Source organism: Streptomyces sp. NPDC087787, assembly GCF_044743035.1.
Lineage (GTDB): Bacteria > Actinomycetota > Actinomycetes > Streptomycetales > Streptomycetaceae > Streptomyces.
Genome location: NZ_JBIUVQ010000003.1, coordinates 190028 through 213726 on the forward strand (window position 1 = coordinate 190028; position 23699 = coordinate 213726).

The window sequence follows — 23699 nt, forward strand, 5'->3', positions numbered from 1 at the left end:
CGTCAACAGGGTCCGGCGTCTTCACCGGGTACTTCCCCGCCGGCCACCGCAGCGGATGCGCGCGCACCCGAACGGGCGACCACCGGCGGCCCGCCGTGTCCGCCGGGGCAGGCGGTACGCCCCGGACGGAGCACATGTACGGCGCTGGGCGGAGGAATTGGCGGACGTGAAGCGGGCGCTCGTGCACGAGCCGTGGAACCTTCCGGCACAGGAGCGACGCCCGCCGGGCCGCCGGGCACCCCGCGCAACACCTCGTACGTGTACGCCGCCACACCCGCATCGCACGGAAGGTGCCCCTGCCATGACGACCCCGCACTGGATCTTCGGCGACCAACTCGGCCCGCACTTCCTCGTCCCCGCGGGCGAGGACGGGCCCGACCGCGGGGCGCCCGTGGTGATGATCGAAGCCAGATCGGTCTTCCGGCGGCGCCGGTTCCACCGTGCCAAGGCGCACCTGGTGCTCTCCGCGATGCGGCACCGCGCGGCGGAACTGGGCGGGCGGGTGACCTACGTGCGGGCCGAGACCTACCGGGAGGGACTGCGCCGCGCGGTGGGCGGCGCGCCGGTCACGGTGTGCCACCCCACCTCGTACGCGGCGCTCCGGCTGGTGCGGTCCCTGCCCCGGGTGCGGGTGCTGCCCGCCCGGGGCTTCCTGGTGACCCGCGAGGAGTTCGCCGGCTGGGCCGGGGAGCACGGTGGGCGGCGGCTGCTCCAGGAGGACTTCTACCGCTGGGTGCGCCAGGAGCACGATCTGCTGATGGAGGGCGGCGACCCGGCCGGCGGCCGGTTCAACCACGACCACGACAACCGCGAGCCCCCGCCGGGCGGCGCCCGGGAGCTCGACGTGCCGGGCCCGTACCGGCCGCGGGAGGACGACATCGACGCCGAGGTGCGCGACGACCTCGACCGGTGGGAACGCGAGGACGGGGTGCGATTCGTCGGCCGGGACGGGCCCCGCCGCTTCCCCGCCACCCGGCGGGAGGCGCTGTCGGCCCTGCGCCGCTTCGTGACACACCGGCTGGCGTCCTTCGGGCCGTACGAGGACGCGATGCTCACCGGTGATCCGGTGATGAGCCACAGCCTGCTGTCGTCCTCGCTGAACCTGGGCCTGCTGCACCCGGCGGAGTGCGTGGAGCGAGCCGAACGGGCCTGGCGGGAGGGCGCCGTCCCGGTGAACAGCGCGGAGGGCTTCGTCCGGCAGGTCGCGGGCTGGCGGGAGTACGTCTGGCAGCTGTACTGGCACTTCGGCGAGGACTACCGGCACGACAACGCGCTCGGGCACACGGAGAGGCTGCCGGAGTACTTCGCCGGACTGGACGCGGACGCGGTCACCGCGCGCTGCCTGGCCACCGTGCTCGCCCAGGTGCGCGACACCGGGTGGACGCATCACATCCCCCGGCTGATGGTGCTGGGCAGCCACGCCCTGCAGCGCGGCTGGGACCCGGCCGCGGTGACCGACTGGTTCCACCGCTGCTTCGTCGACGGCTACGAATGGGTGATGGTGCCGAACGTGGTGGGCATGTCCCAGTACGCGGACGGCGGCCGGATGACCACCAAGCCGTACACGTCGGGCGGCGCCTACATCCACCGCATGAGCGACCTGTGCGACGACTGCGCCTACCGGCCCACCGAGCGCACCGGTCCGCACGCGTGCCCCTACACCGCCGGGTACTGGGCCTTCCTGCACCGGCACCGGCGGCTGCTGTCCGGCAACGCCCGCATGCGGCGCCCGGTACAGGGTCTGGACCGGCTCGGCGACCTCGACGAAGTGCTGCGGCAGGAGCGGCGGCGGGCGGGCGAGGTGCCGTGAGGCGGCGGGCGCCTCCTCCTCGTCGAGGCGGGCGGCTTTCTCGGCCGGCCCTGGCTGCCCGTACGAAGTCGGCGATGTGGCCGTCGTCGCTCACGGTCGTCCGGCGCGAGTGCTCACGGTGCGCCGGCTGCTCCTGGACGCGTCGGCCGGCCGACTGCCGGACCAGCCGCACGGGGAGGCGGCCCGGCCAGGAGCAACTGCGAGAGCCGCTGTTGCATGCTGGAGTGAACGTATTCCTGGCCGACGGTGAGGCCGCCGATCAGACGGTCTTCCACCTCCACGTGCACGTCTTTCCCCGCACCGCGGACGACCGGTTCCGCTTGGAGGTCAGATGGCAGGAGCGATCCCGTGCCGCCCTCGACCACGACGCCGCACTGATCAGGGCGCGTCTGGACCGCGGCGCGGACCGCCGTGGATCCTCCTGACGTGCCGGACGGCCGGGCGGGCCGCCGCAGCACCTGCCAACACCGAGATGTCGGGGCAATGCCCCCGTGTTTCCGCGGCCGGTCCGGGCAGTTTGGTCAGGAAGTGTGTTGTTAGACTGGGAGAGACGTTGATCGTTTGTTGAGGAGCCCAGACATGGTGGTGGACGACGACATCTCCGGGTGATACCCGGACCAGAAAGGCCACCGGACCGGTGCGTGGAAGCGCCGCCGACGTGGCCTCGTTGTCGTCTCCTCTTCCCCCCTGTCTGCCGCCGGGGCAGAAGTGTCTTCCCTGCCCCCTCCCCACGAGGTCACCTTCATGTCCGACGCCTCCGTCGTCTGCTCGAACCTGTCCTTCACCTGGCCCGACGACACTCCCGTCTTCCAGGACCTGTCCTTCACCGTCGGCCCCGGCCGTACCGGCCTGGTCGCGCCCAACGGCACCGGCAAGAGCACGCTGCTCAAGCTCATCGCCGGTGAACTGCGGCCCGGCGCCGGGTCGATCTCCGTGGCCGGCACCCTCGGCTACCTCCCGCAGAGCCTTCCCCTGACCGGCGACCTCACGGTCGCTGAGGTGCTGGACGTCGCCGCGATCATCCGGGCCATCGACGCCGTGGAGTCCGGGGACGTCGACGAAGAGCACTTCGTCACCATCGGCGACGACTGGGACATCGAGGAACGCAGCCGCGCCCAGCTCGACCGCCTCGGCCTGGCCGGCCTCACCCTGGATCGCAGCCTGAGCACCCTCAGCGGCGGCCAGGTCATCTCCCTCGGTTTTGCCGCCCAGTTGCTGAAGCGGCCCGACGTGCTGCTGCTCGACGAGCCCACCAACAACCTCGACCTCGACGCCCGGCGGGGGCTCTACGACGTGCTGGACGACTTCAACGGCTCCCTGCTCCTTGTCAGCCACGACCGCGGCCTGCTCGACCGCATGGAACGCATCGCCGAACTCGACCGCGGCGAACTGCGCTTCTACGGCGGCAACTTCACCGCGTACGAGGAGGCCGTGCGGACCGAGCAGGAAGTCGCGGAGAAGAACATCCGCAACGCCGAGCAGGAGCTGAAGCGGGAGAAGCGGGAAATGCAGCAGGCCCGCGAGCGCGCCGAACGTCGGCAGAGCAACGCCGCCCGCAACCTGAAGAACGCCGGTCTGCCCCGTATCTTCGCCGGCAACATGAAGCGGGGCGCGCAGGAGTCCGCGGGACGGGCGGGCCAGATGCACGCCGGCCGGGTCAGCGAGGCGAAGGCCCGGCTGGACGAGGCCGGGCGTGCGTTGCGCGAGGAGCAGCGCATCACGCTGGACCTGCCGGACACCGACGTGCCCGCCGGACGCAACCTGTTCCTCGGCGAGCAGCTCCGCGTCCGCCTCGGCGACAAGGACGTGTTCGCCGGCCAGGGTGTCGACCTGGCCGTCCGGGGGCCCGAGCGCATCGCGCTGACCGGTCCCAACGGTGCCGGCAAGAGCACGTTGCTGCGTCTGCTCGGCGGCGACCTGACACCACGGAGCGGTGAGATCAGGCGGGCCGACGGCCGCATCGCCCACCTCTCGCAGCGCCTCGACCTGCTGGACCCGGGCCGCACGGTCGCCGAGAACTTCGCCGACTACGCCCCGGAGCGGCCGGAGGCCGAGCGGATGAACCTGCTCGCCCGCTTCCTCTTCCGGGGGCCTCGCGCCCATCTTCCCGTCGGGGTGCTCTCCGGAGGCGAACGGCTGCGCGCGACCCTGGCCTGTGTGCTGTGCGCGGAGCCGGCTCCGCACCTGCTGCTCCTGGACGAGCCGACGAACAACCTCGACCTGGTCAGCGTGGGCCAGTTGGAGAGCGCCCTGAACTCCTATCAGGGGGCCTTCGTCGTGGTCAGCCACGACGAGCGGTTCCTTTGCGAGATCGGCGTGGACCGGTGGCTGCGGCTGGCCGACGGCAAGCTGGAGGAGACGGGGGCCCCTGAGGTGTGAACCGCCGACGTGTCGTCCTGGCCCGTGTCCGAGGCATGCCGCCCCGCGGGCCGAGCACCGATCACGTTGGACGGACCTCATGCCTCAGACCGCTCTGCTCGCCCACGACCTCGTCCACACCCTCGGCGACCGACGGCTGCTCGACGGTGTCTCCCTGACCGCCTCGCCCGGGCATCGCATCGGGCTGATCGGGGAGAACGGCGTCGGCAAGTCGACCCTGCTGCGTCTGCTGGCCGGGATGGACGAGCCCGACGCCGGCAGCGTAACGCGCCCGCCCGACCTGGGCTTTCTTCATCAGGAGATGCCGTACGACGCCGACGCGACGATCGCTGACGTGCTCGACGACGCTCTGCGCGAAGCCAGGGAGGACCTCGTCGAGCTGGAACGGCTCGCCGGGCGGCTCGCGCGGACCGCGCAGGACGCGCCCGAGTACGCCGGCCTGCTCGACGCGTACGGCGTCCGGCTCGAACAGGCCGAGGGGAAGGAGGCCTGGGACGCCGACCGGCGTGCCGCGCTCGTGCTCGACGGCCTCGGCCTCGACGCCTTCGCACACGACCGGACGCTCGGGTCTCTGTCCGGCGGGCAGCGCGGCCGGCTCGCGCTGGCCGCGCTGCTGGTCCGGCGGCCCTCCGTGTTGCTGCTGGACGAACCGACCAACCATCTCGACGACGGTGCCGCCGCCTTCGTCGAGGAGCATGTGCGCACCCTGTCCGGGGTCGTCGTGGTGGCCAGCCACGATCGGGCCTTCCTGGACGCCGTGTGCACGGATCTGCTCGACCTCGACCCCGCGATGGACGGGCCGGTCCGCTATGGCGGCAACTACAGCGCCTACCTGGCCGAGAAGCGGGCCGAGCGGGACCGCTGGGAGCGGCGCTGGGCCGAGGACCAGGAGGAACTGGCGGCGCTGCGGGTCTCCGCCGGGATCACCGCGCGCCGCGTCGCACCGGACCGGGGACCGCGCGACAACGAGAAGATGGGCTACGGGCACCGCGCCGGGCGGGTGCAGAGCCAGATCTCCCGGCGAGTGCGCAATGCCGCCCGTCGCCTGGAGGAACTGGAGCGCTCCCAGGCCGGCGAGCCGCCGAAGCCGCTGCGGTTCGAGAGCACGGCGCTCGCCGCTCAGGCGGCGCAGGGCGACGGTCCCCTGGTGTCCCTGGATGAGGTGCGGGTGCCGGGCCGGCTCGCGCCGGTGAGTGCGGAGGTGTCGGCGACCGACCGTCTGTTGGTCACCGGTGGGAACGGGGCCGGGAAGTCGACTCTGCTGGCCGTGCTCGCCGGGCGGCTCGCGCCCGAGGGCGAGGTGCGGCGGCGGCGCGGACTGACCGTGGGCCTGCTCGCCCAGGACACCGTCTTCGACCGGCCGGGCCGGTCCGTCCGGGACACCTATGAGCTGTCGCTGGGCGCCGAGCGGGCCGAGGCGGTGCCGCTGGGTTCGCTCGGTCTGATGCACGAGGCGGACCTGGACAAGCCGGTCGGCCGGCTCTCGGTCGGACAGCGCCGGCGGCTCGCGCTGGCGCTGCTGGTGGCGCGACCGCCGCAGTTGCTGCTGCTCGACGAACCCACCAACCACCTGTCGCCGCGCCTGTGCGACGAGCTGGAGGCGGCGCTGGGCACCGGCCCCGGCGCGATCGTGCTGGCCAGCCACGACCGCTGGCTGCGGGAGCGCTGGCAGGGACGGGAAATCCGGCTCGGCTCCGACCGCGAGCACCCGGACAGCGCACCGATGAGTCGCTGACCGCTGATCTTACGCAGGCCTCGTCCCTTCAGGGCGGGGCGAGCGCACCCTTGTGCGGGTCGATCGCCCCATATGGTCCTGAAGGCCGTCCGGCCTCGCGAAGGCCGATCACTCCGCTCCGGCCTCCTCGACGTGCGCCCGCAGTTGCGCGGCGAACGCGAGGACGTCCCCGGGGCGGAGGCGGTGCGGCCGGTCCGGCAGAAGAGGGGCACCGTTGACGCGGCTGGCGTTGGTCCCGCTGACATGGCGGATCCATGTGCCCTCGGCGTCGGACCAGAGGATCGCGTGGGCACGGGAGACGTTGCCGTAGTCGTTGCCCGCCCAGCGGCCGTATTCGAGCATCCGTTCCGCGAGCTCGCCCGCCTCGGTGACGGAACGGCCGACCACGAGCGGTGCGGAACCGATCGGATACCTCCCCCAGGGAAAGACCACGACCAGGGTGTGTCCGGGGCCACCGATCCGGACGGTTTCGCGCGGGCCGTCCCCGGAAGCGGGCACGGCCCTCCCGTGAGGCGGGGAGCCCTCCCCGTCCCGCAGGTCATCACCCGACGGACTCCGGCCCGAGGAGTCATGACCCAACGGGCATGCGCCCTGGTGGAGTTCGAGCTCGCAGCCTGGCTCCGCGCAGACCTCCAGCGCGGACGCCGTGGGCCGGGGGCCGTGCGGTGATCCGCCGCCCGCGGCCGGCCCGGCGGCTGCGCCTGCGCAGACGGGAGCCTTGCGCAGATACTCTCCGCAGTGCGCGCAGACCGTGCCGTCGCCGGGCTCCTCATGACCGCGCGGACAGATCAGGGCCGCCATGTCACACCGTCCAGCGATATGCCCTGTGCCGCCAGGGCCTTCTGGATCCGGACCGGATCGCCCGGGCGCGGCACCCCAATCAGGTAGAGCCGGTCGTCCTCGACCTGGAACTGCATCTCCGGCGGGTGTCCCGGTCCCACACCGTCGCCCGCCCACCGGCCGAAACGTCGTCGTCCGAGATCGGTGAGCGGCACCAGACGTTGGTTCGCGGATCCGCGCCAGCGCCCGCCGCCGGCCTCGGCGACCCGGTACGGTCCGGTGATCAGCCCATCGAGCAGCGCGTACGCCTCCGGGCACCGGTCCGCGAAGGCCTCCTCCTCCAGGCCCGTCCAGCACAGCAGGTCCCAGCCGTGCCGTTCCCTGCGCTCGGCCAGCCCCGTAAGCAACTCGGCCAGGGCTGCCGGCTGTTCGGATGGCTCCCCGCCGCTGATGGACACCCCGTCGATCCCGTCGGGGTCCGGCCGGTCACACCACTCCAGGACCACCCGGGTGTCGACGGCGTGCTCCGGTCCGGCCTCCCAGGTGTCCCGGGACAGACAGCCGGGGCACGCCAGGGCGCAGCCCTGTGTCCAGACGCCCAGTCGGGTGCCGGGGCCGAGCGCGCTGACCGGCTGATGCAGCCGTGCGAGGTGAAGGATCATTCCGTCTGCAGCTTCCAGTTCTGTCCGTCCTGTTTCAGACCCGTGATCCTCAAGCCGCTGCCCGGAGTTCTGGGATTCAGGAAGAGCTCCCGGGCCAGCGGGTTGACCAGCACGGCTTCGACCTCCGACACGATTCCGCGACCGCCGTTGCGCAGGTCGAAGGTGGCGAGGTCCCGCAGCCGCTCGCGGGCCTCCTCCGTGTAGTGCACGGAGACGCCGTGCACCCGCTGCACGGTCTCGGCGACCCGGTCCAGGGCGCGGTCGGCGATCTGCCCGGTGACCGGAGGCCGCAGGAAGTCGAAGACGACGATGTTCTGCTGGATGCGGTTGTAGAGCTCGGGACGCCCCAGCAGGTACCGGAAGTACAGCTGGAGGTGTTCGCGGACCCGGCTTTCGATGGTCTCCAGATCGTCGTCCGGGGTGACGTTCTCCTTCGGCTTGCCCTCCTCGTCGGCCGTGATGACGCCGAGGTTCGTGGTGAACACCAGCAGGGTCTCGGTGAAGAAGACGGTGGCGCCGCGTCCGTCGGTGAGCCGACCGTCGTCGAGGATCTGGAGGAACTTGTCCATCAGCCGCGGGTGGGCCTTCTCGATCTCGTCGAAGAGGACCACCCGGAACGGCTGTTCACGGACGCCGTTGGTGAGTTCGCCGCCTGCGTTGTGGCCGACGTAGCCCGGGGGTGCGCCGATCAGCCTGGCCTCGGAGTGCTCCGCCGAGAACTCGCTCATGTCGAAGCGCAGATACGCCTGTTCGTCACCGAAGAGCAGACCGGCGAGCGCCTTGGCCAACTCGGTCTTGCCCACACCGGTCGGGCCCGAGAAGAACAGCACACCGCGCGGCTTGGTGCCCGTACCTCCGCTCTGCGCTCCGGCGAGGCCGGTCACCGAACGGGCCACGATGTCCACGGCACGCCGTACCGCGTCCGGCTGGCCGAGCACCCGGTGCCCCAGCGACTCCTCGGCGCCGGCCAGCCGGGTGCGCAGGGTCGGATGCTGCCAGGGGTTGTCGGGCACTCCCACCCGGAAGGTGCGTACGGCGTCCTCGATGCGCGCGGCCGGGATGTCCGCGGCGCGGGCCAGTTCCACCACGTCGCGCATCTGCCGCAGGCGCATGCCGTGTGTGGCCTCGGCGAATCTCCGGGCGAGGTCGCTCCGCTGCCCCGGATCGGCCGGCGCGTTCAGCATTCGTGGGGCGTACTCAGCCGCCGCGCGCTGCCTGGTGCCGAGGTCGGGCTCGGGGATCGCGGTCACCCTCAGGGTGTGGTTCCCCGTGGTGAACCAGCTGGGCAGGTCGTTGATCCGGTCGAGCACCCAGAAGACCACGGGGTATCCGGCTTCGGACGGGATGGCCCGGTAGGCCAGTCGGTCCGCGACCGAGAGGAAGAGCCGCTCCTCGGCCGTGGCCTGCTCGCCGGAGAGCAGCCGGGAGGCATCCGTGATCACGAAGGCGACCGGTGCGGACCTTGGCGGATGTTCTCCGGCGACGGCGGCCACGACCTCCCGCAGTTGCCCCAGCGACAGATGGTGTCCCAGGTCGGCCTGCGCGCGGGCCAGCACCTGCTGTACCGCGTCCGGTCGGGTGCCCTCGGGCCACGCGAGGTCGAGGCCCTCCCCGCCGGCGCAGCTCAGCAGCCCCGCGTAGCCTCGCTGCGCGAGGACGGTGGCCAGCACCTCCACCAGGTGCATGTACCGCGGGCGTCCGTCGAGTTCGGGGTCGGGCAGCAGGTACTGGTCGTGCACGTTTCCGGTGAGCAGGATCTGTGGGTGCGCGCTGACGGCGAGTTCCACCTCCCGCACCCACGCTGGTCGCGGATCCTCCGTGCGGCCGGAGCGCTCGGGATACGGCTTCCCGGTCCGTCCGCCGGCCGTCGCATACGTGTCGGACATGCCTATGCCTCCCGTTCTCCACCGTGCTCCCGGGCCTGCTCCTGGTCACGCCGGGGCACGGTGCCCGCGGCGACCCTGGGCACCGGCCGCCTCCCCGGTTCCTCCCGCTGTGTCTCCTTCAACTGCACGTGGTGGCGGCCGAGTCCGTTGCGCAGGGCGCCGAGTCCGTCGCAGAACGCCTGCTGCGCCCGCCGGTCGGCGTGCTCTCCCCCGTCCGCTTCCACGTCGCGTACGACGATGTGAGCCAGTCGGCTGCTCCCCCGGTCGAACAGGACCTTCAGCCCGTATCCCGGTTCGCCGGGCAGTCCGACGACGGCCGTGCCCTGGTCGACGAGCGCGGTCTCGAACCCTTCCGCGACGTGGTAATCCAGATCCACCAGTACCCTGGCGAGAGCCTGGGCGGCGATCCGGCGGGTGCGTGCGGCATCGGCGTCGGCCACCGCCTGCTCGACCTCCGCGGCGAGGGCCCGCGGCACCTCCTCCTGCCGTTCCTCGATCACCTCGGTGAGCCTGCGGGCCAGTTGAACGGCCTGCGCCCCCGGCACGTCCCGCAGGCGTGCCACGAGCACCGCGGCCTGCTCGGCCGCTGCGTCGACGGCCCGCTGTGTGCGTTCGGCGGCGCGGACCCGGTCCTCCAGCGACGCGAGAACGAGGCGCGCCCGCTGCTCACTGGCCGAGGCGATCTCGGCGGCGTCCGCCCGGCAAGCCTCCCGCAACTGCGCGGGCGCGGCGGCGGGCAGCCGGGCCAGCAGGACCGCGGCCCGCTCCGCCAGTCGCTGTACGCGGGCGGCGGACTCCCGCTCCTGGCGGAGGCGTGTCTCCTGGGACTGTCGGGCACTGCTGGACGCCGTCGGCGCGCGGCGGGCGACGCGCGGGGCGGGGCGGGTCGCCATGGCGAACAGCGACATCCGGAACGCCTCGGTCAGTTGGCCGTCGAGGACAGCTCGGGCCTGTTCACGCTCGGCGTCCAGGCGCGCGGCCGCCGCTTCCAGGTCGTCCGCCGAGGCGTGCGGGGACGGTTCACCGGCCCGCCGGACCGCGGAGATCGCCCTGCCGTACGAGGCGCGGTAGGCGGCGCTCTCGGTCACCAGCGCCGCGTGCCGGACCGCCGCGAGGTGGTAGCGCTCGCGGGCCGCCCGTCGCCGTCCGGCCTCGATCTCCTCCGGGGTCTCCACCCGGTAGGAAGCAGCTCCCATCGAGCTCAAGACGGCACCTCGTCCGGCCGGTCAGTCACCACAGCTCCTTCGTCTCGGCGGGTACGAGATCCGTCGGCCACCAGTCGAAGGCGGGACCGACCAGCATCGCCACGACCACCAGGGTCGTCACCGCGCGGGCCCAGACCGTCCACGTCGCGGATGCGGTGAAGCGGCGTGCGGGACGTCGGCCCGCCCATTTGCCGACGCCGAACAGCAGGACCAGCACGATCACGGCGGCGACGCAGGCGGTGGTCCCGGGGTGGTCGTGGACGCCCGGCAGGGTCTCCAGGTCCAGCAGGGAGTCCTTGAAGTTCGCTCCGGGCAGGTAGGGGAAGCGGATGTCACCCCGATGACCGTGCCACAGGGTCAGGGCGGCCGCGACGCCGGACGCCGCGACGCACCAGGCTCCGGCCTTGGCCGCCGGAGCGGGATCACGCTGGAGCAGGACGAGCGAGAGCAGCACCGCGGCCAGCGGAACGCTCAGGGTGTACTGGAGCTGCGCGGCCGTCGTCGCGTACTTCCCGAGGTCGGTCTCGGGGCGGTCCCCGGACCAGGTGAACCAGGCCACGACCGCCGCGTACAGCGCGAGCAGCGAGGCACAGAAGAGCAGGGCCGCGGTGAGGAGGTCGCCCGACAACCGCTTCGCGTGCGTCCGCACGCGAAGCGCGGTGTTCTTGGCCCGGGCGCGCCGGCGTTCCCTGGCTCCGCCCGGCCTGCGCAGCTCCATGGCCCCTTCGGCCTTCGCCTGCGGCAGCAGAACCCGGGCGAGCAGAAGGAGGGTTGACGAGTCCTGGTCGCGCAGGGCCTTGGCCGACAGCTCCATCCACCAGGCGCAGGACCGCAATCCGGACCGCGCCCTCTGGACACGGATGCTCGCTCGCAGCCGCTGCAAAGTCGCCGGGTCGAGCACGCCCCGCAGGCACAGGACGCGTAGTTCACGGTCCTGGTGCAGTCCGCGCAGGGCGTCGGCCAGGCCCGCCGACGCGGTGCTCCCGACCCGGGATTTCAGGCCCCCGATCTCGCGCCTGAGCCTCGCCTCTTCCTCCGGCAACGTCTCGGCGGCGCGCGCGAGGACCCGGCACCCTCCGTCGCACCGCCGGTGGCCGGGTGCGGTCGGGGTGGCGCAGGGGTAGGACGCGAAGATGTGCAGCAGGTCGCCGCTGATCACGGCGATGGCCTGCCGGTTCTCGGGGGCGGAGGCTGCCGCCAGCGCGGTCAGCCCGGCCGCGTCGGCATGGTGGCCGGCGAATCTCGGCAGGGCCTCTTTGAGGACCGCCGCCCGGAACGCCGCCGCCCGCACGGCCGCGGCCCGCGCGTCCTGGGCCGGGTGGTCGACGAGTTCACCGGGGACGCCACCGCCGTTGAATTCCCTCTCCAGCCAGGCGCGCAGGGCGGTGAGCCATTCGGCGGACAGGAACGGGCTGTTGGCCACGGGCCAGGTCGCCTCCGCCATGGCCTCGGCCAGGCTCTCCAGGTCGTAGTAGGTCTCACCGCCGACCCGCAGGGGCTTGCCGCCCGGGGACGCCGGTGCGCTGTGCACCTCGGGGCTCCCGCCGTTGAGCCAGGTACGCACCTGCGCGTGACCCCAGCGGTGTTCGGGCGCGCGGGTCAGCAACCCCGCGCAGAGCAGCCGCCAGCGCTGGTCCTCGACGCCGCTGAGGTCGACGTCGTGCGTGGTCAGATGCTCGAAGAGCCCCTGCGGTCCGGACCAGTCCCCGGCGCCGCCGTCATTGGGGTTCCGTCCGGTGAGCATGCGGACGACCAGCACACCGAGCGACCACCAGTCCTGGGCGGGGCGCCGGTCCGGCCGGTAGAAGGTCTCCGGTGCCTGGTACATCCAACTGCCCGCCGCCAGGTCGGTCTGCCGGGTCTCGCGCGTCTCCGCGACGAGTCCGAAGTCGGCCAGGGCCACCTCGATGGGGCCGTTCTGGCGGCGCAGCAGGATGTTGGCGGGTTTCACGTCCCGGTGCGCCGCGCCCCGGCGATCGGCGACGCGCAGTTCGGTGTGCAGATAGTGCAGTGCCTCGGCAGTCTGCGTCAGGACCGCGCGCACGTCGTCCTCGGGGAACGCGCCGTTCTCCCGCAGCATCACGTCGAGCGAGCCGCCGGGCACGTACTCCAGTACTTCCCAGGGCCAGTCGGTGCCGTGCGTGTCCCGTGACGTACCGAAGTCCCGAACCCGGACGACGTGCGGGTGGTCCGCCTCCTTCAGCGCCGTCATCACCGGGGTGTTGCGGCGCAGCGAGCCCCGGTAGAGCTTCACCACCCACTCCGAGCCGTCCAGGCGGTCCCTGGCGTGCAGTACGGCGAGGGTCTCGCCGCCGGGGCGCAGCGGCTTGACGACCTCGTAGCGCTCCATGATGACGGCCGGCACGTGCATCCAGTTCGCCGTGGGGTCCGCGTCCGTGCGGGACCCGCTCCCGGCGGACCCCTGACGCCGGGTGTCGACGCGCGTGGCGTCCCCTGCCCCCGTGCCCGCGGCGGGATCGACGTCCCGTCGGGTGGCGTCGGTACGGCCGGCCCGAGCACCCACACCGTCCACGGGATCGTGCCGCGTGGCGTCCTCCGGGGCGACGGCCGGGCCGTCCTCCCGGGACCTCCTTGCCGATTCCCCGTCCGCTGGGCCTGATATGGCGGCCATGGTCCCCCCACCGGCGCTCGTGCGTGTGCCGCTCTTGCGATGTTGACATCGTGACGCGCCTTCCGGGGCCGCACTGTAGCGGCGTTCGGGGATGTATTGTCCTACGTTCCTCAAGAACTCACCTTCTGGGCGGCAGAGTTCGCGATTCCGGTCACACCAGGGCGACTCCTGGCGATACTTGATGGTTCCGTGTCTGTCGTCGGCCGCGCATGCGCTGAGAGGGACCGAGGTGGACCTGGACCGGCTGCTGAACGAAGAGGTTCCGTGCGAGCGCGTACCGGAACTGTTGCGCCGCGCACGAGCGGCGCTGCCCGGCCCCGACGCGTCGAAGCTGCGACACGCGGTCGCCCGGACGAACCTGAGCCAGGCGCATCTGGCCGCGTACCGCTGCACGGGAGACCGGAGCCACTGGGAGGACGCGGTACAGGCAGCCCGTGACGCGCTGCGTCTCGTGCCCGAGGGGCTCTCGCAGCGGCGTACGGCGAGCCAGAACCTCGCGGGCTGTCTCTCCTACGGCCGCACGGCGCGGGACCAGGAGGAGGCGGTGGAGGTGTGGCGGGGTCTGCTGGACGGCCTGCGTGAGGGGTCCACGCGGCACGCGGACATTCTCGGCCGTATCGGACAGGCTCAGCTGGCCCTGCACGAGCTCCGCCACCACCCGGACGACCTCGCAAACGCCTTGGACCACCTCGGCCGGGCGCTCGAGGTCCCGCTCCCGGACAAGGAACGCACCCCGTTGGCGATGGCACTGGCGACCGCCCTGCTGGAGCGCAGCCGCCGGGTCACCGGAGACCCCGCGGACGCCGCGCGGGCGGTGGATCTGATGGAGGAACTGGCGCGGACGGACGGTGACTCCACCATCGTCGGCTTCACCGCCGCGCTGGAGACCAACCTGGAGGCGGCACGCCAGGAGGTGATCCGGGTCGGCACGGACCCGACCGCGCTGGACACCGTGCCGGAACCCGCGGGAGGGCCCGACGGCCGGCTGTCGCCCGGCCTGGCCTCGTCCGGTCTGTCCACCCAGCTGGCGGCTACCCGGTCCGCCCTTTCGGTGGCTCTCACCGGACGGCTGTCGGAGGCCGACCGGGCGATCGCGCTGGCCGAACGGAACCTCCGGGCCATGGCGCCGGACGACCCGAAACGGGCTCCGATGCTCTGCGACGCCGCGCACCACCGCCTGGCCCGCGCCCACCACCGGCGGCGCGCCCAGCCGGAGCGCGCCGACCAGGACGTGCAGGAGGCTGTGCGGTTGGCCCGCGAGGCGCGGCGTACGGCCGTCGGCCTGCACGAGGCGGGGGCCGCGGTGACGCTGGCGCAGTGCCTGTACCACCGCTACGCGGAGACCTCCGAACCCGATCCGAGCGACGTCGACGAGGCCGTCCGTCTGCTGGAGGTTGTCCTGCGCTCCCCCGGTCAGCGGCGGGACATCATTCCCTCGGCACGCCTGCGTTACGCGGAGGCACTGGTGCTGCGCGGGGTCAGGGACGGCCGTGCCGAGGACTTCGCACGGGCGCTGGAGTTGCGTACGGCGGACACCGAACGGCTGCGGAAGGGAACCGCGAAGCGGGCGCACGCCGAAGCCGGGCTCGCCCAGATGCTGCACATGCGCGCCGCCGTGACGGGCCTGAGCGACGACTGGGCCGAGGCGTCGAACCGGTCCCGGCAGGCCGTGCGGACCCTGGCCCCGATCATGCCCACGACCGCGCTGGACGCCGCCCGCAACTGGGCCCAGCGGGCCTGGGACAGCCGTCGGCCTCGCGAGGCAGCCGAGGCGTACGACTGGATGCTCCGCCTGCTGCACCAGATGTCCGTCACCCAGATCGCCCGCGCGGACAAGGAGACCGTGCTGGTCGAGGCCGCCGCCGTCGCGCGGCGGTCGGCCCGTGTCCACGCGGCGACGGGCGACCCGGAGCACGCGGCCGTCGTCCTGGAGACGGTGCGTGCCGTCATCCTCGCCGAGGCCCTGGACCGCGGGCGGTTCGCCGTGGACACGCTGCGCACGGCTCGCCCCGACCTGGCCAGCCGCTACGAACGGGCCGTGCTGCGACTGGAGCAGGCCACAGGAATGTACGACGGGATCGGTGACCAGGGCGTGGCGCCGACAGGAGGGTGACCCCGTGTCCTGCGACGGCCAGGCCGAGGAGATCCGGGCCGCGCGTCGCGAGTTGGACGACGTTGGACGACGTGGTCAAGGAGATCGTGCGGGGCGCGAACGTGTCGATGTCCGTGTCGACCGCGATGAGAGCAGTGGTGTCGGACGCGGGCCGCTCCGTCCCATCCGTGCGGTGCCGGTACCCGGAGGAACCGGGGACCACGGTGAGCCGGGCCCCGATGCCCAGCAGGCTGTGCGTCCGAGTCCAGGCCGGTTTCGGCCAGATCGGAGACGAGCATGTCGCCGATCCTCGGCGAGTTGGGGCTGGAGGACCGTTCGTCGCGGAACAGCGCGTGGCATGCGTCGCTCACCATCCGGTCCAACGCGTCCGGGGTGTGGTGAGCGGGCCGAGCTGCAAGCGACCCGCGCTCGCCCTGCGCCTCGTCAGCGCTCCGGCGGCGTCATCCGGACGCGTCCGGCGGGCGGGTGACGGCCATGAGGGCGGCATCGTCGTCCAGGTGTCCTTCGGTGTACCGGGTCAGGTCGGCGAGGAGAGCGTCCAGGATCACACCGGGGTCCGCCGGGAGGGGACGGGACAGGAATGGCACGGGGTCGTAGAAGGTGCCGTGGCGGTCGCGTGCCTCCACCAGGCCGTCAGTGAACAGCACCAGGGTCGCGTCGTGCGGCAGTGTGTACCGATCGACCGGTACCCGGTTGCGGCCCAGGTTGCCCAGGCCCAGGGGCAGGGACGGGGCGGCCGGCTCCAGTGGTCTCGCGCGGCCCCGGTGGACGAGGAGCGGCGCAGGGTGTCCCAGATTGATCACGTATATGGCGGAGCCGTCGTCGGGGACGTCGATGAGGACGGCGGTGGCAAAGGATTCAAGGCCTTCCTCCGTCTCGGCATTGACCCTCTGCATGAGCTCCTCCAGCCGGTCGACCACGTCGGTCAAGCCGGGGATGTGAGTCGCGGCCTCGTAGAAGGTGCCGAGCAGCCTGTTGACGGTTTGGACCGCCCCCAGTCCCTTCCCCCGCACGTCGGCGATCATCATCCGAACGCTGTCGGGTGTGGGATGGATGGCGTAGAGGTCGCCGCCGATGGCGGCCTCCTTCGCAGCGGCCCGGTACCGGGAGGCCACGTCCAGCGGCCCGACCCGGTCAGGGGAGGCGGGGAGCACCGCTCGCTGGACGGCCTCGGCCACCTCGCGGGTGTCCTTCAACTGTTTGCGGTCTCTGGCCATTACCTGGTTGAGGATCGCGGCCAGAAGGGTCAGGACCGCGATGCTCGTGAACTGGACGGCGTAGTCGGTAAAGGCTACGTCCCCCTTCTTGGAGTACGTCAGGATTGTCCCGATCAGCTCTGCCGCGATACCGGTGGCGATCGTGCCCGCCAACGAGTACACGGGGGCGGCCAGTACGGGGGCTGCCGACAGCAGCGGAAACACACTGAATTTTGACGGGGTCAGTACGTCGACGACGACCGCGACGAGGAGCACCGCGGCAGGCACGAGAAAAGGCCATCGGCTCCAGCTGACCAGAGGTGCGCGATCGCGTGTCATTACCCTGCCGTTCCTGTGCTCCTGGGCGGGGCGTCGGCGAGCTCTCATATCCAGTCTCCGACGCATCCCGCCCCACAGCGACCGGACCCCAAGCCCGCCGACACCCCGGTGGCGGAGGGTCAGCGTTCACGCCGGAGGCGATTCCCTTTCCGGTCAGCATGTGCGACGGATGTTGAATAAGCGACACGCGTTGAATAACTTGGGGGCATGAGGCACATCGAAGTGTGGGCGGACGTGGTCTGCGCCTGGGCGTACATCGGCAAACGGCGGCTGGCAGTGGCGCTCGAGGAGTGGGACGGCGAGCCCGTAGAGGTGGTGTGGCGGCCGTTCCGGATCGACCCGATGGCGCCTGCGCGGGCGAAGCCGCTGGAGGAGGTGCTGCGGGATCCGGTGGTGGATGCGGCGCTGCAAGGCTGCGCGTCCGGGATGACCGCAGCCGAGAACCGGGTCAGGGTCTCGGAGATCGCCGCCGCCGAGGGGCTTGGACCGCGCTGGGGCGCCGCGTGGCGGCCCTCGAGTCATGATGCGCACCGACTGATCGCCCTGGCGTACGAACAGGGTGGAGCCGCCCTTCAGGACGTCGTACTGGAGGGGGTGCTGCGGGCCCACTTCGTGGAGCAGAGGGACATCAGCCTGGCGGAGACGCTCTATGAGATCGCCTCCGCGGCCGGGTTCGCCGAGGGGGCCCGGCTTCTGGGCGAGGGCGGGGCGGAGCAGTACGTACGGGAGACCCTGCTGCGGGGCAAGGCGATCGGGGTGACGACCTCGCCGACCCTGGTGATCGGCGGGGAGGCGCTGGCCGGGGCGCACGCACCCGAGGTGATCGCGCGGTTCGTGGCGCGGGCCGTGGCCGAGCCGCGGCGTGAACTGCCGGCCGAGGTCGAGCGGCTGAGGCTGGCCGAGGCGCTGCTCGACAAGGGCGATCCGCTGGGCTGCCTGACGCTGTTGGGCGCGCTGATGGCGGAGTACCCCGAGGAGCGGAGCGTACGGATGCTCGCCGCGCGTGCCCACTTCCACTCGGCGCAGCTGTCGCGGGCACGCAGCGGGCTGGAGACGCTGGTGGCGGAGAACCCTGACGACGCGTACGTCCGGCTGCTGCTGGGCCGGACCCTGGAGCGTCAGGGGGCGCGGGAGGAGGCCGCGCCGCATCTGCGGATCGCCGCGGCGATGAATCCCGAGTACGGCAGGGCCGGCTGACCTCCGTCGGCATTCGCCCGGTGACGTCGTCGCGTGAGCCCACGCCCATGCCGTCTCGTGCGCGCGCGGAAAAAGGTTCGGACCGCGCCGGCGTAACGGACGCAACGCGTCGGGCAAGAACAGGGCGGCACCATCGATCAACTCCATGGTGCCGCCTTCTGCGCCGTCCCGGTGCCCGTGCGGTCATCGGCGAGGACGGCGCCTCGGCGATCGGCACCCCGGTCGACCGCGCCGCCCGCTGCGTTGCGCTCCCGCACCTGCCCCTGGCCGCACCCCGAACCCGTCCGCGGCGCCCTGGTGGAAACCGCCGGTGAGGTGCCGGGGCCGCCCGGGTGTTTGTCAGAGGCGTTCGACGATGGTGACGTTGGCCTGGCCGCCGCCCTCGCACATGGTCTGCAGGCCGTAGCGGCCGCCAGTGCGTTCCAGGTGGTGCAGCATCGTGGTCATCAGCCGGGCGCCGGTGGCGCCGAGGGGATGACCGAGGGCGATCGCGCCGCCGACGGGGTTGACCCGCTCCGGTGCGATGTCGATCTCACGCTGCCAGGCCAGGACGACGGAGGCGAAGGCCTCGTTGATCTCGACGGCGTCGATGTCGTCCTCGGTGAGGCCGGCGTCCGCGAGTGCCTTGCGGGTGGCGGGGATCGGGGCACTTGAGCATCATGATCGGGTCGTCGCCCAGGACGGTCATCCGGTGGATACGGGCCCGGGGGGTCAGGCCGTGCTCGCGCACTGCCTCCTCGGAGGCGATGAGCAGGGCGGCCGCACCGTCGGAGATCTGGGAGGCGGTGGCGGCGGTGATCCGTCCCGCGGGGTCCAGGGTCTTCAGCTGCGCCATCGACTCGAGACTGGTGTCACGGCGGGGGCCCTCGTCAACCGCGAGGGCGTGCTCGCCGTCGTCGTAGGGCTCGATCTCGCGCTCGAACCAGCCGGAGTCGACCGCCTGGGCGGCCCGGCGGTGGCTGGCCAGGGCGAACTCCTCCATCTCCGCGCGGGAGATGTCCCAGTGGCGGGCCATCAGCTCGGCGGCGGGAAACTGGCTGACGGTCTGGTCGCCGTACCGCTTGCGCCAGCCGCGGGAGCCCGAGTAGGGGTCCGGGTGGCCGAACTGGCCGCCGACGAGGGCCGCCGCGGTGAGCGGGATCTGGGACATGTTCTGCACGCCGCCGGCGACGACGAGCCCCGACAGGCCGCTCATGACCGCGTGCGCGGCGAAGTGCACGGCCTGCTGGGAGGAGCCGCACTGGCGGTCGACGGTGACGCCCGGCACGTTTTCCGGCAGTCCGGCGGCCAGCCAGCTGGTGCGGGCGATGTCCCCGGACTGCGAGCCGAGCTGGTCGAGGCAGCCGAAGACGACGTCGTCGACGGCGGCGGGGTCGATGCCCGTGCGGTCCATCAGGGCGTTCAGGACGTGGGCACCGAGGTCCGCGGAGTGGACGCCCGCGAGGCCGCCCTTGCGGCGGCCGACCGGGGTGCGTACCGCGTCGACGATGTAGGCCTGGGATATCGCGCTCATCTCGACTGTTCCTTGTCAGAGAGAAGGGAGGAAGGTCTGCGGGGATTGCGCACGGCCTGGCGCGGCCGACTCTCCCCGACTGTACGACACATGTCGCTTAACAAACAGGCGTTGCATTTACGTCACGCGATGTGGAACCGTGGCCCCATGGCGAACAACTCGAGCACCCGAGGCACCTCACTCGACCCTCGCGCCCGGCGGACCAGGGCGCTGCTGCGTACCGCCGTCCTGGACCTCTCGATGGACAAGGACCTGGACAGCATCACCATGAGCGACATCGCCCAGCGCGCGGAGGTGAACCGGGCCACGGTCTACCTGCACTACAAGGACCGTGAGGACCTGCTGCTCGACGCCACCGAGTCGACGATGGAGGGTGTGGTCGAGGCGGCCCGCGCCTGTCGGCTGCTCGCGGACGAGCACACCCTGTCCGACACCGCTCCGGTGCATCTGGTCAGCCTGTTCACACAGATCGACAATCACCGCGCCGTCTACCGCCGGATGCTCGGCGAGGACGGCAGTCCACGCTTCGCCGCCCGCCTCGAACGCCTGCTGGCGCAGGCCTGGTTCGAGCAGCTGCTGACCGAGACCCCCGCGGGCGCGTTCGACGAGACGGCGTTGCTGGTGCGCGCGCACTTCCTCAGCGGGGCCATGCTGGCGGTCATCGGCCGCTGGGCCCGTGGCGAGTTCGACGGCGAAGGCGAGGACGGCATGAGCGTGGCCGAGGTCGCGGCCCTGACCTGGGCGCTGATCCGGGACCGGGGATGACCATGCCGCAGACGCAGACGCAGACACAGACGCAGGCCGTGGCGCCCGGACCGGCGCGGACGTCGGTGCTCGTGGTGCTCGAGAACGAGTTGGTACGGTGCGGGGTCACCAGCATGCTGCGCACGGTGCCCTCGGTCCAGGACAGCTGGGCGTGCAGCGGACCGGTGGCGGCCCGCGAACTGCTCGCCGAGCACCGGCCCGACATCGTGCTGTGCCGTGGCAGCGGCGAGCTCGCGCCGGCGCTGATCGCGGGCCAGCAGGGCGAGCCGGTCCGCCGGGCGGGTCAGTCGCGACCAACGCGAGAAGTCCGCCGGGTCGAGCACGCGGGCGGCCAGCTCCCGTTCCCTGCGCACCGGGCGGACCCGCTCGATGTCCACGCCCAGCGGGCCCGTTGCCGAACAGCCCGCCAGAACGGCGCCCTTGGTGTGGGACAGGCTCAGTCGCAGCCAGGGGGCGGCGGGTACCACCGGTCGGCCGACGGCGTCCCGCGCCATGTGCAGGCGATGCGGTGCCACCCTCAGAACCCGGGCCACACCGAGGCGGAGCAGGGCGTGGGCCGTGACGTACGGGGAGCGCGCCGCATGCGGCATCGCGGCATGCCGTTCGCGCTCCGCGGGGGTGAGCAGGTCGAGGAGGGCCTCCTCCTGCGCCGCGGGGCGGTCGGTGCGGGCCGACCGCCCGGGCGTCGAGGTCCACTGAGCCCTCGCCGTCTCCGAACGTGCCGGCCGGGGGCGCCGGCGTGACGCTCCCTGTGCGCACTCGCGCCGGCCGCGGGCGGGAGTCCGCGGGCTTGACCGTCTGACGGGGCGGGACAGGGCGGTTTCGCCGGTACCTCCACGTCGCGGGCCCGGTGCCGCCCACGATCCGGTCTCAGTCCCCGAACGGGCCCTGGCACCGGACGGCCGAGCAACTCGCCGGCGAACGGACGGCGGCCGCGCCGGCTGCAGCGCGAGTGGCGGGCCCCGCGGTGCCGCCGGCCCCGCACCGTGGGCCCGGCGTGGCCGGGGACGCGCCGCCGCCGGAGTACTGGCGCACGCCGGTGCGGGGCAAGCGCGGCCGGCCACGACGCCGCCCGGGCGTGGTGCCGGACGACCGCGGCTACGACCGGGACAAGTACCGCCGCCTGGTCCTGGATCTCGGCGTGAAGCCACTGATCGCCCGCCCCGGCACCGCGAGCACGGCTCCGGACTCGGCGCCCAACGCTGGTTCGCGGGGCTTGGTTCCGCTAGGAGTACCTACTCGACAACGAGGTCCACCGGGATGTTGCCGCGGGTGGCGTTGGAGTACGGACAGACCTGGTGGGCCTGCTCGACCAGCTTGCGGCCGGTGGCCTCGTCGATGCCGTCGGGCAGTTCGACGCGGAGGGTGACGGCGAGCGCGAAACCCTCGCCCTGCTTGCCGATGCCGACCTCACCGGTGACCGCGGCATCACTGACATCCACCTTCGCCCGCCGGCCGACCACGCCGAGGGCACCGGCGAAGCAGGCGGCGTACCCCGCGGCGAACAGCTGCTCGGGGTTGGTGCCCTGCCCGGAGCCGCCCATCTCCACTGGGACGGCGAGCTGCAGGTCGAGCTTGCCGTCGGAGCTGACGGCGCGGCCGTCCCGGCCGTGAGTGGCGGTGGCGACGGCGGTGTAGAGCGTGTCCATGGGGGACCAAGTCCTCTCGAAGCGAGACGAGAATCGATTGCGCACACAAGTAGAGCACACAATTGAGTTGTGCACAATCAAATGGCGTGGTGTCCGGTTATCCTGGCCGTATGACTACCGAGGTTCCGCCCAGCGCCCGGCCGGACGAGGAGTGGCTGCGTCTGGACCGCCAGATCTGCTTCTCGCTGCATGCCGCCTCGCGCGCCTTCAACGGCGTGTACCGCGTGATCCTGAAGGAACTCGGGCTGACCTACCCGCAATATCTGGTGATGCTGGTGCTCTGGGAGCACGGCGACACGCCCGTGAAGCGGCTCGGGGAGCATCTGCGGCTGGACTCCGGCACCCTGTCCCCGCTGCTCAAGCGGCTGGAGGCGGCCGGCCTGGTGCATCGGGAGCGCAGCGCGCGCGACGAGCGTTCGGTCGAGGTACGGCTCACCGAGGAGGGCGCTGCACTGCGCGAGCGCGCGCTCCGGGTGCCGCACCGTATCGGCGCGGCGACCGGTTTCACCCTCGACGAGGTCCGCGAGCTGCGCACCCGCCTCGACCGGCTGACCATGGCCCTCGACGCGGCGGCCCTGGAGGAGGCTCCCGACTCGTGTGCCGGGCGGTAGAACCGTCAACCGCCGAGGCGGGGTCCCCCGTCCTGTACCTGGCCTGCGTGTAGTGGGAAGTCGGAGGGCCTGCGTGGCTCGGGCGGCAGGCCCTCCAACTACTGCGGAGAGGATCGCTCATGGCCTCGGACCACGACACGCTGTGGCGTCGCTGCGCGTACCTGGGTCGCGCCCTGCTGCCACTGCTGGACCAGGAGCCGTGGCGCCAGGACCGCCGCCGAGACCGGCTGCACCTCTGGGGCATTGACGTGGCGGTGGGGGAGCGACTCATGGAGGTCTTCGCGGCCTTGGCCGCCCACGCTGTCGCGGTGGACACTTCCTCGTCCGCATCAGAGTTCGAGACCCTGCCCCTCAGCGCCGTGGCCGACGCGGCGACCGGCAAGCAAGACTTCGAACTACTCGCCGGGCTCCCGGAGACCTTCGCCGACGACCGCGACGAAATCGCGGTCAAAGTCCTCCGCCTGCACGCTTACCAGGGCGGCCGGGCCAGCCTCCGACTCCTTCGGCTGGGCACGGAAGTACGCCATACGCTGACCGTTCTTGCAGCCCGCGAGTCGGTGCCCTCCCCCACGTGCGGAGACATCTTCCGCGAGGCGGCCAAGGCCAACCTGCCGCAGTAGACACGGAGATTGCGGTGTGAGACCGCTGGGCGGGCGACTGCTGACCGACGAGCCGACGATGACGCAGACGCCCAAGCACACGCGGCACGACGCTGCCGCAGTGGCGATCGGCGTCTACACCACCCACCGCGCTGCCACGGGCAGCAGTGGCGTCAGAGCGTTCTGCCACTCCGCGACCACCTTGCCTTTCTCGGACCCGCGCCGCTCTGTGCTGCTACAAGCGACTGCCGTGGCAGTGGACGCTGATCTTCCTGCGGCGGTGCTCCGTTCGGGTGCATTGTGGTTACGTGCGGTGTGCCGGGGCGTTGGGCCGGTATGAGCAGGAGTCGCAGATTGCGGGAGCTGTCGGGGCCGGCAGCGTTCGATCAGCTGCGAGCGCAGTTGGCTCGGGCTGCTGCCGGGGTGGCGAAGGCGGAGAGGCTGCCGCGGCGGAAGTCGTTCGAGGAGGCGCCGCATCCGACATCCGCGGAGCCGGACGACGGCAGGACATCGCCGCCGCCCGGCTCGGGCTGAAGTCACTCCCGCAGCAGTCGGCGTCGGCAGCACGGCCGCCGCGCTCACCGCCTCAATGGCCGATCGGTCGATGCCGCTTGCCCGCCATGCAACA

16 protein-coding genes and 2 pseudogenes are annotated in these 23699 nt (G+C 72.1%); 10 read left to right on the plus strand and 8 right to left on the minus strand.

All coding sequences use genetic code 11. The annotated features are described in order from the left end of the window. Positions 1 to 301 precede the first annotated feature (301 nt). The 4 genes from ACIOWN_RS06810 to ACIOWN_RS06825 all read left to right on the plus strand — a co-directional run bounded on the left by ACIOWN_RS06810 (position 302) and on the right by ACIOWN_RS06825 (position 5924). Positions 302 to 1810, plus strand: coding sequence for a cryptochrome/photolyase family protein (locus ACIOWN_RS06810; protein ID WP_362349552.1), 1509 nt, complete (start codon positions 302 to 304; stop codon positions 1808 to 1810). Positions 1811 to 1884: 74 nt separating this feature from the next. Continuing rightward, positions 1885 to 2235 (plus strand): HIT family protein, encoded by a 351-nt coding sequence (locus ACIOWN_RS06815; RefSeq protein WP_362349554.1) that lies wholly within the window; start codon positions 1885 to 1887, stop codon positions 2233 to 2235. Between the two features lie 319 nt (positions 2236 to 2554). Next, the gene (locus ACIOWN_RS06820; RefSeq protein WP_401980859.1) at positions 2555 to 4189 is read left to right on the plus strand and encodes an ABC-F family ATP-binding cassette domain-containing protein; all 1635 of its coding nucleotides are present in this window, start codon (positions 2555 to 2557) and stop codon (positions 4187 to 4189) included. A gap of 79 nt (positions 4190 to 4268) precedes the next feature. Continuing rightward, positions 4269 to 5924 (plus strand): ABC-F family ATP-binding cassette domain-containing protein, encoded by a 1656-nt coding sequence (locus ACIOWN_RS06825; protein ID WP_362349558.1) that lies wholly within the window; start codon positions 4269 to 4271, stop codon positions 5922 to 5924. Between the two features lie 108 nt (positions 5925 to 6032). Here ACIOWN_RS06825 and ACIOWN_RS06830 read toward each other — a convergent pair whose 3' ends face one another. The 5 genes from ACIOWN_RS06830 to ACIOWN_RS06850 form a co-directional block, all read right to left on the minus strand. Next, positions 6033 to 6422 carry an FHA domain-containing protein gene (locus ACIOWN_RS06830; protein WP_362349560.1) on the minus strand — a complete coding sequence of 130 codons (390 nt, stop codon included), beginning with the start codon at positions 6420 to 6422 and terminating at the stop codon, positions 6033 to 6035. A gap of 290 nt (positions 6423 to 6712) precedes the next feature. Next, positions 6713 to 7366, minus strand: a complete 654-nt coding sequence (locus tag ACIOWN_RS06835; protein WP_362349561.1) for a 4Fe-4S single cluster domain-containing protein — start codon at positions 7364 to 7366, stop codon at positions 6713 to 6715. After that, positions 7363 to 9252, minus strand: a complete 1890-nt coding sequence (locus tag ACIOWN_RS06840) for an AAA family ATPase (protein WP_401980863.1) — start codon at positions 9250 to 9252, stop codon at positions 7363 to 7365. Before ACIOWN_RS06840 ends, ACIOWN_RS06835 begins: the two co-directional genes overlap by 4 nt. Before the next feature lie 2 nt (positions 9253 to 9254). Further along, entirely contained in the window at positions 9255 to 10448 is a 1194-nt protein-coding gene (locus tag ACIOWN_RS06845) for a hypothetical protein (protein WP_401980865.1), read from the minus strand. Between the two features lie 34 nt (positions 10449 to 10482). Then, a complete protein-coding gene (locus ACIOWN_RS06850) occupies positions 10483 to 12981 on the minus strand; it encodes a serine/threonine-protein kinase (protein ID WP_362349567.1) in 2499 nt (832 codons plus the stop codon). Positions 12982 to 13318: 337 nt separating this feature from the next. On the opposite strand from ACIOWN_RS06850, the gene ACIOWN_RS06855 reads away from it, so the two are divergent. Then, positions 13319 to 15202, plus strand: coding sequence for a hypothetical protein (locus ACIOWN_RS06855; RefSeq protein ID WP_362349568.1), 1884 nt, complete (start codon positions 13319 to 13321; stop codon positions 15200 to 15202). 440 nt (positions 15203 to 15642) lie between these two features. Here ACIOWN_RS06855 and ACIOWN_RS06860 read toward each other — a convergent pair whose 3' ends face one another. Further along, complete coding sequence (locus ACIOWN_RS06860; RefSeq protein WP_362349569.1) at positions 15643 to 16686, minus strand: PP2C family protein-serine/threonine phosphatase; 1044 nt, start codon at positions 16684 to 16686, stop codon at positions 15643 to 15645. 258 nt (positions 16687 to 16944) lie between these two features. Between ACIOWN_RS06860 and ACIOWN_RS06865 the strand changes: the two genes are divergently transcribed. Next, positions 16945 to 17934 (plus strand): DsbA family protein, encoded by a 990-nt coding sequence (locus ACIOWN_RS06865; protein ID WP_362349571.1) that lies wholly within the window; start codon positions 16945 to 16947, stop codon positions 17932 to 17934. A gap of 339 nt (positions 17935 to 18273) precedes the next feature. Here ACIOWN_RS06865 and ACIOWN_RS06870 read toward each other — a convergent pair. Then, positions 18274 to 19438: pseudogene (locus tag ACIOWN_RS06870) on the minus strand (acetyl-CoA C-acetyltransferase). A gap of 156 nt (positions 19439 to 19594) precedes the next feature. Between ACIOWN_RS06870 and ACIOWN_RS06875 the strand changes: the two are divergent. After that, entirely contained in the window at positions 19595 to 20212 is a 618-nt protein-coding gene (locus ACIOWN_RS06875; protein ID WP_362349573.1) for a TetR/AcrR family transcriptional regulator, read from the plus strand. A 1036-nt stretch (positions 20213 to 21248) separates the two neighbouring features. Further along, positions 21249 to 21418, plus strand: a pseudogene (locus tag ACIOWN_RS06880) (IS5/IS1182 family transposase); the annotation flags it as partial. A 29-nt stretch (positions 21419 to 21447) separates the two neighbouring features. Here the strand turns inward: ACIOWN_RS06880 and ACIOWN_RS06885 are convergent. Further along, on the minus strand, positions 21448 to 21861 hold the full coding sequence (locus tag ACIOWN_RS06885; protein WP_362349577.1) for an organic hydroperoxide resistance protein: 414 nt from the start codon (positions 21859 to 21861) through the stop codon (positions 21448 to 21450). A gap of 110 nt (positions 21862 to 21971) precedes the next feature. Between ACIOWN_RS06885 and ACIOWN_RS06890 the strand changes: the two genes are divergently transcribed. Next, positions 21972 to 22472, plus strand: a complete 501-nt coding sequence (locus tag ACIOWN_RS06890; RefSeq protein ID WP_362349579.1) for a MarR family transcriptional regulator — start codon at positions 21972 to 21974, stop codon at positions 22470 to 22472. Positions 22473 to 22591: 119 nt separating this feature from the next. After that, positions 22592 to 23092 carry a hypothetical protein gene (locus ACIOWN_RS06895; RefSeq protein WP_362349581.1) on the plus strand — a complete coding sequence of 167 codons (501 nt, stop codon included), beginning with the start codon at positions 22592 to 22594 and terminating at the stop codon, positions 23090 to 23092. Positions 23093 to 23699 lie beyond the last annotated feature (607 nt).

What these genes read in the sequence shown, in the direction of transcription:
- ACIOWN_RS06825 (WP_362349558.1), top strand. Translation starts at nt 4,269, where the DNA reads ATGCCTCAGACCGCTCTGCTCGCCCACGACCTCGTCCACACCCTCGGC.
- ACIOWN_RS06810 (WP_362349552.1), top strand. Translation starts at nt 302, where the DNA reads ATGACGACCCCGCACTGGATCTTCGGCGACCAACTCGGCCCGCACTTC.
- ACIOWN_RS06895 (WP_362349581.1), top strand. Translation starts at nt 22,592, where the DNA reads ATGGCCTCGGACCACGACACGCTGTGGCGTCGCTGCGCGTACCTGGGT.
- ACIOWN_RS06890 (WP_362349579.1), top strand. Translation starts at nt 21,972, where the DNA reads ATGACTACCGAGGTTCCGCCCAGCGCCCGGCCGGACGAGGAGTGGCTG.
- ACIOWN_RS06835 (WP_362349561.1), bottom strand. Translation starts at nt 7,366, where the DNA reads ATGATCCTTCACCTCGCACGGCTGCATCAGCCGGTCAGCGCGCTCGGC.
- ACIOWN_RS06845 (WP_401980865.1), bottom strand. Translation starts at nt 10,448, where the DNA reads ATGGGAGCTGCTTCCTACCGGGTGGAGACCCCGGAGGAGATCGAGGCC.
- ACIOWN_RS06815 (WP_362349554.1), top strand. Translation starts at nt 1,885, where the DNA reads ATGTGGCCGTCGTCGCTCACGGTCGTCCGGCGCGAGTGCTCACGGTGC.
- ACIOWN_RS06840 (WP_401980863.1), bottom strand. Translation starts at nt 9,252, where the DNA reads ATGTCCGACACGTATGCGACGGCCGGCGGACGGACCGGGAAGCCGTAT.
- ACIOWN_RS06865 (WP_362349571.1), top strand. Translation starts at nt 16,945, where the DNA reads ATGAGGCACATCGAAGTGTGGGCGGACGTGGTCTGCGCCTGGGCGTAC.
- ACIOWN_RS06875 (WP_362349573.1), top strand. Translation starts at nt 19,595, where the DNA reads ATGGCGAACAACTCGAGCACCCGAGGCACCTCACTCGACCCTCGCGCC.
- ACIOWN_RS06885 (WP_362349577.1), bottom strand. Translation starts at nt 21,861, where the DNA reads ATGGACACGCTCTACACCGCCGTCGCCACCGCCACTCACGGCCGGGAC.
- ACIOWN_RS06820 (WP_401980859.1), top strand. Translation starts at nt 2,555, where the DNA reads ATGTCCGACGCCTCCGTCGTCTGCTCGAACCTGTCCTTCACCTGGCCC.